The organism is Xanthomonas sp. NCPPB 2933, assembly GCF_056725225.1.
On sequence record NZ_CM161518.1, the window covers coordinates 409555 to 423153 of the forward strand.

At 65.9% G+C, this 13599-nt stretch carries 12 protein-coding genes; 4 read left to right on the forward strand and 8 right to left on the reverse strand.

The genetic code is table 11. The features are described from left to right. Positions 1-27: 27 nt before the first annotated feature. The 4 genes from AC1PLU_RS01720 to AC1PLU_RS01735 all read right to left on the reverse strand — a co-directional run bounded on the left by AC1PLU_RS01720 (position 28) and on the right by AC1PLU_RS01735 (position 5455). Entirely contained in the window at positions 28-1596 is a 1569-nt protein-coding gene (locus tag AC1PLU_RS01720) for an adenosine deaminase family protein (RefSeq protein ID WP_481107510.1), read from the reverse strand. A 117-nt stretch (positions 1597-1713) separates the two neighbouring features. Further along, positions 1714-3027: an NCS2 family permease gene (locus AC1PLU_RS01725; RefSeq protein WP_176340088.1), complete on the reverse strand. Its 1314-nt coding sequence runs from the start codon at positions 3025-3027 to the stop codon at positions 1714-1716. Between the two features lie 398 nt (positions 3028-3425). Beyond that, entirely contained in the window at positions 3426-4385 is a 960-nt protein-coding gene (locus AC1PLU_RS01730; RefSeq protein ID WP_481107511.1) for a PDR/VanB family oxidoreductase, read from the reverse strand. Between the two features lie 17 nt (positions 4386-4402). Then, positions 4403-5455, reverse strand: coding sequence for a Rieske 2Fe-2S domain-containing protein (locus tag AC1PLU_RS01735; protein WP_481107512.1), 1053 nt, complete (start codon positions 5453-5455; stop codon positions 4403-4405). Between the two features lie 127 nt (positions 5456-5582). Between AC1PLU_RS01735 and AC1PLU_RS01740 the strand changes: the two genes are divergently transcribed. Both AC1PLU_RS01740 and AC1PLU_RS01745 read left to right on the forward strand, forming a co-directional pair. Beyond that, a complete protein-coding gene (locus AC1PLU_RS01740; RefSeq protein ID WP_043888849.1) occupies positions 5583-6500 on the forward strand; it encodes a LysR family transcriptional regulator in 918 nt (305 codons plus the stop codon). Between the two features lie 396 nt (positions 6501-6896). Next, on the forward strand, positions 6897-7703 hold the full coding sequence (locus AC1PLU_RS01745) for a TatD family hydrolase (protein WP_481107513.1): 807 nt from the start codon (positions 6897-6899) through the stop codon (positions 7701-7703). A 16-nt stretch (positions 7704-7719) separates the two neighbouring features. Here AC1PLU_RS01745 and AC1PLU_RS01750 read toward each other — a convergent pair whose 3' ends face one another. Both AC1PLU_RS01750 and AC1PLU_RS01755 read right to left on the reverse strand, forming a co-directional pair. Next, the gene (locus tag AC1PLU_RS01750) at positions 7720-8388 is read right to left on the reverse strand and encodes a VOC family protein (protein ID WP_481107514.1); all 669 of its coding nucleotides are present in this window, start codon (positions 8386-8388) and stop codon (positions 7720-7722) included. 196 nt (positions 8389-8584) lie between these two features. Further along, the gene (locus AC1PLU_RS01755; protein ID WP_481107515.1) at positions 8585-9472 is read right to left on the reverse strand and encodes a LysR family transcriptional regulator; all 888 of its coding nucleotides are present in this window, start codon (positions 9470-9472) and stop codon (positions 8585-8587) included. Between the two features lie 97 nt (positions 9473-9569). Between AC1PLU_RS01755 and AC1PLU_RS01760 the strand changes: the two genes are divergently transcribed. After that, positions 9570-10859, forward strand: a complete 1290-nt coding sequence (locus tag AC1PLU_RS01760) for an MFS transporter (RefSeq protein ID WP_162498222.1) — start codon at positions 9570-9572, stop codon at positions 10857-10859. Positions 10860-10914: 55 nt separating this feature from the next. Here the strand turns inward: AC1PLU_RS01760 and AC1PLU_RS01765 are convergent, their stop codons facing one another. Next, the gene (locus AC1PLU_RS01765) at positions 10915-11352 is read right to left on the reverse strand and encodes a MerR family transcriptional regulator (RefSeq protein WP_481107516.1); all 438 of its coding nucleotides are present in this window, start codon (positions 11350-11352) and stop codon (positions 10915-10917) included. Positions 11353-11441: 89 nt separating this feature from the next. Between AC1PLU_RS01765 and AC1PLU_RS01770 the strand changes: the two genes are divergently transcribed. After that, a complete protein-coding gene (locus AC1PLU_RS01770; protein WP_115037226.1) occupies positions 11442-12377 on the forward strand; it encodes an alpha/beta fold hydrolase in 936 nt (311 codons plus the stop codon). 117 nt (positions 12378-12494) lie between these two features. Here the strand turns inward: AC1PLU_RS01770 and AC1PLU_RS01775 are convergent, their stop codons facing one another. Further along, positions 12495-13505 (reverse strand): phospholipase C/P1 nuclease family protein, encoded by a 1011-nt coding sequence (locus AC1PLU_RS01775; protein ID WP_481107517.1) that lies wholly within the window; start codon positions 13503-13505, stop codon positions 12495-12497. Positions 13506-13599: the final 94 nt, after the last annotated feature.

Here is a 13599-nt window from a genome sequence, read left to right on the forward strand (position 1 = left end):
CTTCGCGCGCAAGCGCGCTCCTACGGGCTATGCGTCAGCTGGTGTTGTCTGCACTTTGCGTTGCTGCAACAGCATGCGCTCGTATTGCGCCAGATCGGTTTCAAGCTGCCATTGCAGCCGTGCTTTCTCGCTGCTCTGGCGAAATGCTTGGCACGCAGCATCATCGGTTTCGCGCTGCAATGCGGTGACGCAGGCCTGTGCAGCTGTACCGTCTGCGCTCCACAAGCTGGTGCCCGGCAGGAAGCTGTAAGTCAGCCCGTTGCGGGCGAGCAGCTTGAGCGTGGGGTAATCGATGCCTTGCTCCTGCATCGCGCGTTGATACTCGTGGGTCATGTCCGCACGCGAGACGCCGGCATCGTCGGTGGACAGCACCACCGGCACACCGGCACGCAGATACATCGCCAGCGGATGCGCGCCACCTTTGACGCCCAGAATCACATCGTTGCTGGTGAGGTTGATCTCCACCGCGATCTGATCGCGGCGCATGCGCTGCAGCAATCCATCCACGTCGTCTTCGTAGGGAAGATCCACACCGTGACCGATGCGGCGTGCACCCACGTCCACCGCCTGGCGGATATGCGAGTGCAGTTGCGCGGGTGGCACCAGACCCAACGTCAGCTCGCCGGCATGCAGGGACAGCGGCACGTTGGGATAGCGCGTTGCGAAGAAACGGAACATCGCCATGTGGCGCGCGTAATCGGCCAGCGCCACCGGGTTGTCTTCGGGCGCAACGATGTTCAACGCCACCGCGCGGCTTCCGCCGGCAGCGATCAGCGCGTGCGCCAACGCCATCTGCCCGAACACCATCGGTTGCGGCAACACGCGCAACACGTAAGGCACGTAGCGATACGCGACCCGGCAGCCGGGACGTGCATCGGGCTGGTCGCACCGCAGCACGCGGCGCACCTGGGCATCGGTGTCGGCAAGGTCGCGTTGCGCAGCCTGCACCAGCGGCGGCAAGGCATCCTGCAGGGCGCGCAGATTGGCTGCGTCGTCATCGGCCTTCCATGGCAGAGCCTGCATTTGTTTTGCGGCCTGATCCATCTGCGGCGGGTTGGCGATGATTTCCACATAGGGCACGCGGTCGCGTGCGGCTTGCTCCAGCACCGCGGCCACGGTGTCGGCGACGCGCGTGCGCACCACCGCGTCGAACTTGCCAAAGGTGCTGAAGAACTGATCGTGTCCGGTGGGTTGCAATGAGCTGGGCAGGAACTTGCGCATCGACAAGCTATCCACCACCCGGCCATACAGCGCGGCATTGCGCGTTGCCAGGTCGCGTGCAGGCTCCTGGCCTTTACCGCACGGCGGCGCGCGCAGGCTCAGATCGTCCAGCTGCACGCAGGCGCCGTCGTCGCTGGCCCATTGCAGATAGTTCTCGGCATAGACCGAGCCGGAGAGATGGTTATGCAGGTCGCCGCCCTTGGGCATGGCTTGCAGCCACGCGCGCAATTGCGCAGGTTGCGCGGCCGCGTCGTGAAACAGCTGCGCCACCTGCTGCTCGCGCTGTTGCGCAGGCGCCTGCGCCGGGCGTGCGAGCGTCATGCCCGGTAACAAGGTGCACAAGCTGAGGATCAGACAGCGATAACGATGTGGCATGTGGTGAGCTCTGGGAATGAGACAGCACCGTCGTGGCGCTGCCGGTTGCGGTGCAGCTTGCCGCGCGACGCGATGGGTGACCAGGGGGCAGGAGCTGAAATAGCTACGGCGATACGCTCACTCCAAGGCATAGCGCAGCACGAACAGGCCCGCAATCGCCCAGGTGGCCGGATGCACGGCGCGCCAGCGGCCGCTGCCCAGCTTGAGTGCCGCATAGGTGATGAAGCCGAAGGCCAGGCCGGTGGCGATGGAATAGGTGAGCGGCATGGCCAGCATGCAGATCGCGGCCGGTAGCGCGTCGCCGACATCGTCCCACTGGATCTGCGTGCACTCGCGCAGCATCACCGATGCCAGGTAGATCAGCGCCGGTGCGGTGGCATACGCCGGCACCATCGCCGCCAATGGCGAGAACAGCAGCGCCAGCAGAAACAGCGCTGCCACCACCAGCGCGGTGAGCCCGGTACGCCCACCCACCTGTACACCGGCAGCGCTTTCCACGTAGGCGGTGGTGCTGGAAGTGCCAAGCAGCGAGCCGGCCAGGATGGCGGTGCTGTCGGCGAGCAGGGCGCGGTCGAACTGGCGACGGTGCGCCTGTGTGTGCAACAGGCCGGCGCGCTGGGCCACGCCCATCAAGGTGCCGGTGGCATCGAACATTTCCACCAGCACGAACACCAGCACCACGTGCAGGACGGCGGTCAGTGCGCCGCTGCCACCATGGCCTTGCAAGGCGCCGGCAATATCCAGCTGCAGCAGCGTAGGCGCCAGGCTCGGCGGCAGCGACAGCACGCCCTGATAGTGCACCAGACCCAGCGCCAGCGCAGCGACGGTGACCGCCAGGATGCCCAGCAACATCGCCCCGCGCACGCGGCGCACTTCCAGTACGCCGATCAGCAGCAGCCCCGCCAACGCAAGCAATGGCTCGGGCCGATGCAAGTCGCCCAGGGTCACCAGCGTCTGCGGATGCGCCACCACCAGCCCGGCTTTTTGCAAGCCGATCAACGCCAGGAACAGGCCGATGCCCGCTGCAATCGCACTACGCAAGGTGGGTGGGATGCCATCCACCAGCCAGCGTCGCGCGCCGGTGACACTGAGCAGCAGGAACACGCAGCCGGACACGAACACCAGCCCCAGCGTCTGCTGCCAGCTGTAACCCAGCGTGCCCACCACAGAGAAAGCGAAAAACGCATTCAAGCCCATGCCCGGTGCCATGCCGATGGGATAGTTGGCCAGCACGCCCATCAGCAGCGAGCCAAGCGCGGCGGCCAGACAGGTCGCCACGAACACCGCGCCGTGGTCCATGCCGGTGGTGGCCAGGATGTCGGGGTTGACGAAGACGATGTAGGCCATCGTCAGGAAGGTGGTGGCACCGGCCAGGACCTCGGTACGCACGCTGCTGCCATTGGCGGACAGCGCAAATCCGGGCCAGCGCATCAGCGTGCGCCCCGGCACGGGCGGGCGAAGGCGATCACACAAACAACCATCGGCAGGCATCTCATCGGCACAGAGGGGCACGCGCGATTGCGGTGGACGCGCGTGGGCCAAATATCTTGCGCTGTGCGACGGCGGTTGCCACGGACCTTGGGCACGGATTGCTGCAAGTGCAATGCGTGTTGCGCGGTGTAATGGCATAACCGCAGGCTTTGTCTGTATCTGCGCAGGTGGCGCCTTGTGCACCCATCGATCAAACCGTGAAGGAAGATGCGGGGCTCACGTCCGTCCACAGGTGTCCTGCGACGTTGGCGGCCGCTTCGCGCTGCAGCGTGACCGGCGTCAGCCACCTGCGCGCCCGCTGTCGTCCTGTCTGCGCAGGCGCACGACATACGGAGCGCTCAAAGATCCAGCACCAGGCGTGGCGAACGGCTGCGCGAGCAACACAGCGTGATCTGGGTATTGGCGGCGTGCGCGCTGTCGCTGAGCACGCTGTCGCGGTGATCCGGCGTCCCGGCAACCACGCCGGTCAGGCAGGCGCCGCACATGCCTTGCTCGCACGACAGCGGCACCTCGATGCCGGCGTCCAGCAAGGCGCTGGCGATGCTGCAATCGGCCGGCACCTGTACCACGCGGCCGCTGGCGGCCAGCTCCACTTCGAAGGCGCTATCGGCATTGTGGGCCAGGCTGGTTTCGGCAGCAGCAAAGTGTTCGCGGTGCAGTTGCTCCGACGCCCAGCCGTGGGTTTTGGCAAGCAGCGTGAAGTGGTCCATGAACGCTGCAGGTCCGCACAGATACAGCTGGTCGCGCGCACGCGCCTGCGCCAGTTCGTCGGGCACATGAACGCGCGGGCTTTCGCCGCCATCGCTCAGATGCACCTGCACCTGGCCATGCGTGAAGCCCTGTTGCAGCCGCTGCCCGAACGCCACATCGGCATGCCGGCGCGCGTAGTAATGCAGCACGAAGGCCTCGCCGCGCGCTTCCAGCGCCTCGGCCATCGACAGCAGTGGAGTAATGCCGATGCCGGCGGCCAGCAGCACGTGGCGTTCGCCCGGATGCAAGGGAAACAGATTGCGCGGTGTGGAGATACGCAGGCGGTCGCCGGTACTCAGCTGCTCGCACAGATGCCGCGAGCCGCCGCGCGACGCATCGGCCAACTTCACGCACAGCAGATAGTGATCACGCACATGCGGCGCACTGGCGATCGAGTATTGGCGGATCAAGCCGTCGGGCAGATGCAGGTCCACATGCGCACCGGCTTCGAATGCCGGCAATTCCGCGCCCACCGGCTCCAACCGGATCGCGCGTTGGCGGTGGCCCTGGTCGAAGACGTCGGCGACGCGGACCTCGTGCAGTTGCATAGCGTGCTCCTCGGCCGTCAACGCAGAAAGAAGTCGCTATAGCCCTGACTGCGCAGGCCACGGCGGTAAGCGATCGAACTGCGATCGGCCGGGATATGCACTTCCAGCAGCGGGTCCAGCGGCAGGTATTCGGGGCGCTGCGCCTCCACCATGGCGCGGTCTTCCTCGAACACGCGCAGGTTGAAGGCGTGCACGTCTTCCACTGGCAGATGGGTGTCGAAGTTGCGCGCGATCGGTACCAGCAGGCGCGTCTTGTGCTTGGACACCGGGCTGGCCGCGTTCATGATCACCAGCCGCTTGCCCGGCACCGGGAAGTGGATGGTGAGCGTGGCGGTGAACGGCAGATGCACCTCGAAATGGCGCAGCCACTGAAAACTGGGGTCCACGTCCGGCAACGGCATGTCCACTGAATAATTGGCCACCGAGCTCAGGTAATCGGCATTGAAGCCGGTGGGCGTTTCGGTGGTGGTGTAGGCCGGCACCTCGCGCTTGTCCGGCTGGGCGAAGGTCGCGGTGTGCACGAAGGCGAAATGCGCCACGTCGATGAAACCTTCCAGCTGACGTGCGGCGCTGCCGCCGATATCGAAAGCCGGGCAGACGATCTGCTGAAAGCCCTCTTCGTCCCAGCCGGGCATCGGCGGGATCTGCACCTCGGCCTCGCTGACGCCGGCCGGTTTGGCCAGGCATACCCAGATCAGCCCGTAGCGCTCGGCCACCGCGTAGGTATGCAGGCGCATCTTGGCCGGGATGTTCTGGTTGGGACTGGCGGGAATGTGGTTGCAGCGCCCACCGCTTCCGAAGCGCAGTCCGTGGTAGGCGCACACCACACCGCCGCCATCGGCGGTGCCCATGCTCAGCGGCACGCCGCGGTGCGGGCAGACATCGCGTGCGGCCACCAGCTCGCTGCCCAGCCGGTACAGCACCAGCGGCTCGTCCAGCAGGGTGGCCTTGAACGGCGCCTCGCTCACTTCGCTGCTCAGCGCCACCGCGTGCCAGTGCTGGGCCAGGCGCTGCCAATCGGCGGCCTCGAAGGTGCAGTGCAGCGGCAAGGCGGGGACGGCGACATCCATGGGTCCAGTCTCTGGCGTAGGGCGGGAGCGGTGCCGGATTGACTCTAGGAAGCCGGGGGTGTGTTATCAAACATCGATTTTCAGCCAAGCCATTGCAAAAAATGCAACGCCAACCGAGCCCCACCGCATGCTGACCTTTTCCCGCTTCACCCGTTACTTCATCGAAGTGGCCCGCTGCGGCAGCATCCGCAAGGCCTCCGACGTGCTGCACGTGTCGGCATCGGCGATCGACCGGCAGATCCTCAAGGCCGAGGAAGAACTGGGCGCGCAGCTGTTCGAGCGCCTGCCCGGCCGGCTGCGCCTGACCGCCGCTGGCGAGCTGCTGCTGGTGGACGTGCGCGGCTGGGAGAAAGCCTACGCGCGCACGCTGGAGCGCTTCGACGAGCTCAAGGGGCTGCGCCGCGGGCATGTGGAGATCGCCATGATCGACGCGCTCAGCGAGGGCGTGGTGCCGGCGGCGGTCGCCGCGTTGGTGCAGGAATACCCAGGCATCACCTTCAACCTCTCCACCGCGCGCAACCAGCGGGTGATGGAAATGGTGACCTCGGCCGATGTGGACATCGGCCTGCTGCTGGACCCGGTGAGCAGCGTGGACCTGGAGGTGCGCGCATTCGCCGACATCCCGCTGGGGATTGCGATGCCGGTGGGCCACCCGCTGAGCACCCGCACCGAGCTGCAGCTGAGCGAGACGCTGGAGCATCGGCTGCTGCTGCCGGCTGCCCCACTGATCGTCGGCGAGCACGCCAAGGTGCTCTACCAACGCCAGCACATCGACGTGAAGCGGCTGACCCACTGCAACGATGTGCGCACCCTGCGTGGGCTGGTGCGCGCCGGTGCGGGTGTGGGTTTGATGTCGTGGCTGGATGCCGCCCCGGATGTGGCGGATGGGCGGCTGGCGTTCGTGCCGTTCCGCCGTCATTTGACCAAGCCGATGACGCTGGCACTGTGTGTGGCTCCGCAGCGGCAGCTTTCACGCTCGGCGCAACTGGCGATCCAGGCGCTGGCGGCGCGCATCGAGGCGATGGCTGTGCCGGTGGTTGGTTGAACCCCTCTCCCTCTTGGAAGAAGGGAGCAAAGCCCCTCTCCTGCGGGAGATGGGTTGGGGTGAGGGTCCGGGGCGAAGCCACTACGAGTGGCGTGTAACGCTGGGCTTCGCTCGCACCCTCATCCGGCGCTACGCGCCACCTTCTCCCGGCGGGAGAAGGGGTCAAAGCCCCTCTCCCGGCGGGAGAGGGGTTGGGGTGAGGGTACGGCGGCGCAGCAGTCGGTGCAGCACTTCTGAAGGCGCGTGGCGACGCGTTTGTCACTGCAGGCACTGACAGATGCAGGAGGCGCCATCCGGCGCTGCGCGCCACCTTCTCCCGATGGGAGAAGGGAAGCGAAACACATACAACCCCCACTCGTTACACTTGCCAAGCTCTCTCCACACGACACCCGCACCATGCAGTTGATCGATATCGGCGCCAATCTCACCCATGACTCCTTCGACCGCGACCGCGATGCGGTACTGCAACGCGCACGCGACGCAGGCGTTACGCAACTGGTGATCACCGGCGCCAGCCGTGAGCACTCACCACGCGCCCTGCAACTGGCACAACAGCACCCCGGATTTCTCTACGCCACCGCCGGCGTGCACCCGCACCACGCGGTGGAATTCACCGCCGAATGCGAGGCCGAAATGCGCACGCTGCACGCGCACCCGCAAGTGGTGGCGGTAGGCGAATGCGGGCTGGATTACTTCCGCGATTTCGCCCCGCGCCCGGCGCAGCACCGGGCCTTCGAACGGCAACTGCAATTGGCCGCCGACAACGGCAAACCGTTGTTCCTGCATCAGCGCGATGCGCACGACGACTTCCTCTCGATCATGCGCAGCTTCGATGGCCGCCTGGGCCCGGCGGTGGTGCATTGCTTCACCGGCACGCGCGAAGAACTGTTCGCGTATCTGGATCGCGATTACTACATCGGCATCACCGGCTGGCTCTGCGATGAGCGCCGCGGTGCGCATCTGCGCGAGCTGGTGCGCAGTATTCCCGCCAATCGCTTGATGATCGAAACAGACGCGCCTTACCTGCTGCCGCGCACGCTCAAGCCGATGCCCAAGGACCGCCGCAACGAGCCGATGTTTCTGTCGCATATCGTGGAAGAACTTGCACGCGATCGTGGTGAGGACGTGGCGCTGACTGCGGCCAATAGCACGGCAGCAGCACGTGCGTTTTTTCGTTTGCCCGAGCCTGCGGTCGCTGCCTGAGTCGAGCGGCGGCGGATCACGCCGCCAGCAATTCCCACCCTTGCGCGTCGCGTAGCCGCAGCCCCGGTTGCGGTGCATCCACGCTGATCCGTAAACCATCGGCCCAGGGTAGCTGCCGCTGTTGCGGAAACCAGCGCCGCGCCTGGTCGACCACGATCAACAGGCCCTGATCGTCACCCAGCGCCACAAAGCCTTCCAGTGCCGGTGCAAACGGGTGTATGCCGAAGTGATTGGCGATGCTGCTGGTGACCGCTTCGACGTTGTTGCTGGGCAACCCGATCTCGCTCAGGCACAGCAATTCTTCACCATGAAAATCGCCTTGCCCGGTGGTGGTCTGTTGCAGCGCATTGCGCGCGATCAGTTCCAGCGCCGCCCCGTCGGGGCCGGCGAAATACACCGACTGCGACTGCCAGACGCCACCCAGTTCAAACTGCCGACGGCCCTGCGGATCGGCCAGCAGCGTTGCGCGCGCGCCGATCCACTGCGCAGCTGCCTCGAAGCGGGACGGCGCCACGTTGAAGGCCAGATGCACACTGCCCACCGGCTGCTGTGCCTGCACGCATTCCAGCGTGCTCCAGCCGATACGCAACGCATTGCCGTACTGCGGCAGCTGCAGCACATCGCGATAGAACCGCAGGCTGAGATCGGGGTCGAGGCAGGGCAGCAACAGGTGGCGAAGATGCATGGCAGGCGCACGTGGCAGAAGGTGCATGTATTGAACGACCTCAATCGCGGTTGAGGTCAAGACGTGTTCAAGCCTGGATGCGGGTAGGAGCGCACTTGTGCGCGAGGGGGCGATACCGGGAGAGCCACATCGCGCACGAGTGCGCTCCTACAAAAATCGCGCTGCTTTCACTGCTATCGGCTCCCATCGCTTTCGCTCAAAGCAGCTCCGCCAGCGCCCATAGATGCCGTACCAATGGCGCGGTGTCCAACGCGCCTGGCGAGACCGCCAACGCAAGCCTTGCCAGCGGCATCTGTCCTTCGATGTCCAGATAGCGCACGCCGGGCAGTTGCAGTTGCGCAGTGGAGGCGGGCACCACCGAGACGCCCAATTCGGCGGCGACCAGGTTGACGATGGACGACATCTGCGGCGCGTCCTGGGTGATGCGCAAGGTCACGCCGGATGCGCGGCACGCGGCGAGGATTTCGTCGTACAGGCTCGAACCGAAACTGCGCGGAAACAGGATGAACGGCTCGCCGGCCAGCGCGGCCAACGGCGCGCTGCTGCGTGCAGCCAGGCGATGCGCGGTGGGTACGGCGATCTTCATCGGCTCATCGGCAAAGCGCAGCAGCTGCAGATCGGGCGGCGTGCTCAGGCCGTAACGCACAAACGCCGCGTCCAGGCGGCCATCTGCCAGTGCCACCAATAATCCGGCGGTGTTGGTTTCTTCCAGCAGCAACTCGACCTGCGGCCATTGCCGGCGAAAGTCGCGGATCAGATGCGGCACCACCGGGTTGAACGCAGCCGAGGCGGTAAAGCCCAGCCGCAGCCGGCCGGATTCGCCACGCGCCACCCGGCGCGCCGTTTCGGCAGCGCGCTCCACATCGGCGAGCACGCGGCGCACCTCGACCAGGAATGCCTCGCCGGCCGGGGTCAGCTCGGCGCCGCTGTGGGTGCGCCGGAACAGTGGCGTGCCCAGATCGCGCTCCAGTGCCTGGATCTGCTGACTCAGCGGTGGCTGGCCGATACCGACCCGCGCTGCTGCCCGAGTGAAGTTGCCTTCTTCGGCGACGGCCAGGAAGTAGCGGAAATGGCGAAGCTCCATGCTATCTGTTCTGCATATGGCAACTGCCAGCATCATATATTGGACAGGGGGTAGTGGCAGGCGAATACTCGCCGTCCCATGTCTCATCATCGCCCCCGTGTCTTGTTCTGATCGCCCCTCCGGCACGTCACCGGATACCGCCGCCAGCCGTGCAACCCAGCCGCCTGCCATCGAGGCGCCCGCCAGCGGCCGCATCCGGTTGGCATTGTTTCTGGCCGGCTTTGCCACCTTCTCGCTGCTGTACAGCGTGCAGCCGGTGCTGCCCGAATTTGCGCGCGCCTTCGGCGTGGACGCGGCCACCGCCTCGCTGCCGTTGTCGCTGGCCACCGGTGCGCTGGCGCTGGCGATCTTCTGCGCTGGCGCAGTGTCGGAAAACCTCGGCCGGCGCGGGCTGATGTTCGTGTCGATCGCACTGGCCGCAGTGCTCAACCTGGTCGCTGCGTTCCTGCCGCATTGGGGCGCGTTGGTGTTGGTGCGTACCTTGTCGGGCATCGCGCTGGGCGGAGTGCCGGCGGTGGCGATGGTCTACCTGGGCGAAGAGCTGCCGGCCAGCAAGATGGGCGCGGCCACCGGGTTGTATGTGGCCGGCAATGCGTTCGGCGGCATGAGCGGGCGCATCGTGATGAGCGTGCTGACCGATCACTACGACTGGCGCACCGCACTGGCGGTGTTGAGCGTGTTCGACCTGCTGTGCGCGCTGGCGTTCTTCTGGTTGCTGCCACCGTCGCGCAACTTCGTGCGCCGGCACGGCATCAATCTGCGCTTCCATCTGCGCGCCTGGGCCGGGCATCTGCGCGATCGCAATCTGCCGTTCTTGTTCGCGTTGCCGTTTTTGTTGATGGGTGTGTTCGTATGCCTCTACAACTACGCCGGCTTTCGGTTGGGCGGGCCGGAGTTCGGCTTGAGCCAGAGCCAGATCGGCATGATCTTCAGCGCGTATGTGTTCGGTATCGTCAGTTCGTCGGTGGCTGGTGCGGCGTCGGATCGTTTCGGTCGCGGCCCGGTGGTCACCACCGGCATCGTGTTGTGCGTGCTTGGCGTGGCGTTGACCCTGGCGCATGTCCTGGCGCTGGTGGTGGCCGGCATCGTGTTGTTGACGATCGGTTTTTTCATCGCGCATTCGGCCGCCAGCGCCTGGGTGAGCCGGCTCGGCGGTGCGCATCGCAGTCATGCGGCGTCGTTGTATCTGCTGGCGTATTACGCAGGCTCCAGCGTGATCGGCGCGCTCGGTGGCTGGTTCTGGCAACACGGTGGCTGGGGCGAGTTGGTGGGCATGTGCCTGACGTTGCTGGCACTCGCCTTTGCAGCTGCGCACGTGTTGCGTCAACGCGCCGACGACACGCGGCCTTACGGCCGGTTTGCACCGCACCCTGCACGGGGCGAGTGATGCAGATCGACCAACGCGTCTAAGCGCGACTGAAAACACGACTACGCGGCGTTTGTCAGCCGCTCTGAGGCGCCCGCTTGCTGCGTTTGATCTGCGCTAAAGGCGATCGCGTTGTGGCTGCATCCGCCGCACCCTGCGCCAGGGTTTCCAGCAAACGCGCACGTCGCCGCTCCAGGTCGGCCAGCTGGCGCTCGATCAGCTGCAGGCGCGCGCGATGCGCCTGCGCGGTTTCCGGGCACATCTGCGCGCCTTCCACCAGGCGCATGCAATCGGGGAAGCCGAGAATGTCGTCCAGGCTGAAGCCGGTGGCGATCAACCGCTGGATCTGCCGCACCTGTGCAACGCAGGCGGCGGGAAACACCCGGTAGCCATTGGCGCTGCGCGAGGACGTCAGCAGGCCATGCGCGTCGTAGTGGCGAAGCGAGCGCACGCTGGCGCCGGTCTGCAGCGCCAGTGCGCCAATGCTCAGCGATGGGTCGGACGATCTCGTCATGCGCCAAGCATACGTTGCACGCAACGCTTGACCCTCACATTGGTGTGAGGCTCCAGGATGGCGGCTCCCATTGTCTGGAGCTCGCTGCGATGTCTGTTCGCTTCCTCCCTGTCATCGGCATGCTGCCGATGCGCTACGCGCTGGCTTGCCTGCTGCTGGTTTCTTCAACAGTGGCTGCGGCGGGCCCGGCGGTCACCCCTGCTGCCCGCAGCTACACCGTGACCGCGCCCGATGGCGTCACCCTGGCCGTGCAGGAACATGGCGCCACCGATGGTCCGGCGATCGTGTTCGTGCACGGCCTGCTCGGTAGCCGCATCAATTGGGATGCGCAGCTGGCCGATGCACGCCTGCACGGCTACCGCCTGATCACCTACGACCTGCGCGGGCATGGCTTATCCGGCAAGCCGACTGCAGCGTCGGCCTATCGGGATGGCATGCGCTGGGCTGACGATCTTGCTGCCGTGTTGAAAGCCGCAAACGCGCGCGACGCCGTGCTGGTGGGCTGGTCGCTGGGCGGCGCGGTGATCACCAACTACCTCACGCGCCACGGAGATGCGGGGCTTGCGGGTGTGGTGTATGTCGATGGTGTGATCGAACTGCGTGCGGAACAGTTGGGCGCGCATCCGGCGATCTATCGCGATCTGGTCTCCGATGACTTGCGCACGCATCTGCAGGCGGTGCAGGACTTTCTGCGGCTGTGCTTTGCCACTCAACCGCCTGCACCGGTGTTCGACACCTTGCTGGCCAACGCATCGCTGGCCTCATGGGACATGCAGCGTGCCGTGCAAGGCATGTCGATCGATGTCGCCGGCCTGCAGCGCACGCGCCTGCCGGTGCTGCTGATGTACGGTGCACGCGATGCGCTGGTGAGCACCGAGCCGACGCTGGCGCGTGCGCGGCAATTGCAGCCGCGTGCGCAGACGCGCGTTTATCCCGATGCCGGACATGCGCCATTTGTGGAAGACAGCGTGCACTTCAATCAGGATCTGCTGCGCTTTGTCGAACAGGCCGAGGCGGTCCACTGACGCCACGTGACGGCATGCCCGATCTGGATTGCCCGCTGCGCTGCCGACAGGCGCGCAGCGGCCATTGGCCGGCGTGCGCGTCGGCCAATGGCGGCGCACCCATCTCGCCAACGGCGGTTACAAGGTTGGCGAGGTGCCGGCAGGCGCGGATCCGGTCGCCGGGTCGTACTGGGGATGGCTCGGGTCCATGCTGCGCGGCAGCGTTGATGTGCCCGGCTGCAGCGCGCTTTCTCGCCAGGCGCGCACCAGCAGATCGCGCAGCATCGCCGCGCCATCGCCGGCGGTGAGATAGACCATCGCGCGGCCGTCGCTGCGGGCGGCATCGTCGAAGGCGCCGGATTTTTCCAGGCGATACACCTGCTCGACACGGCCGGTACCGGTGTCGAGAAAGCCCAGGATCTGTTCGAACACATCGCCCTGCTGATGCGCCAGGGCCGGCATGCGGCTCAGCAGGTCCTGCGGGGTCAGCGCAATCTTGTCGACATAATCGCTCTCGAACTTGCCGTGCACCTTCGGGTCGGTGCTATAGCCGTTCGGGTTTGGCCCTTGCCAGCCATCGTGATGGATGCTGTCGTGTTGCGGCTGCGCGCCATCGCCGATGTAGTGCGCAAACCAGCTGACGAAGAACGCGCAGGTGCGTTCGAGCTCGCGCGTGTCCTGGCCCTTGGCGCGCAGCGTGCGGATCTGACGCATGGTGGCGACGATGCGCTCGTAACCCTCGGTAGCCGCGTACGGCAGGGTGCCGGCCCAGCGCACGTTCATGCGCTGCGCCAGTTGCGGGTTGCGCTTGGCGATGCGGCGCTGCTCGTCGTAGAGCGCCAGCACAAAGGCGTAACGCGAACGCGGCGGGTGTTGCATGAAGGAAAACTGCTCGCGGAACCAGCCGTGGTTGGGGTCTTCTTCGATCTTGAGAAACGGCTCGCTTTCGCTGCGCCAGCCATCCGGCAGGGTGGCGCCGTCGGCAATCACCTGCGCGTACTGTTTGAGAAAGGCCGGGCCATCGTCAGGCAGGGCCTGCACCGCGGCGCTGTTGATGGCGGCATGCGCGCGGTGGCCCCAGGCGGCGGCATCGCCGGAACACGTGACTGCTGCAAACAGCAGCGCATAGGCAAGGCGGGAAGGCGTCATGAAAGTCCTTTGTGGCCTGCAGCGGGCATGCCACGCTGCAGGCGATGCATCGGGAACGTAAGGCGCTGACATCGAGCGATGCGGCACTCAACGT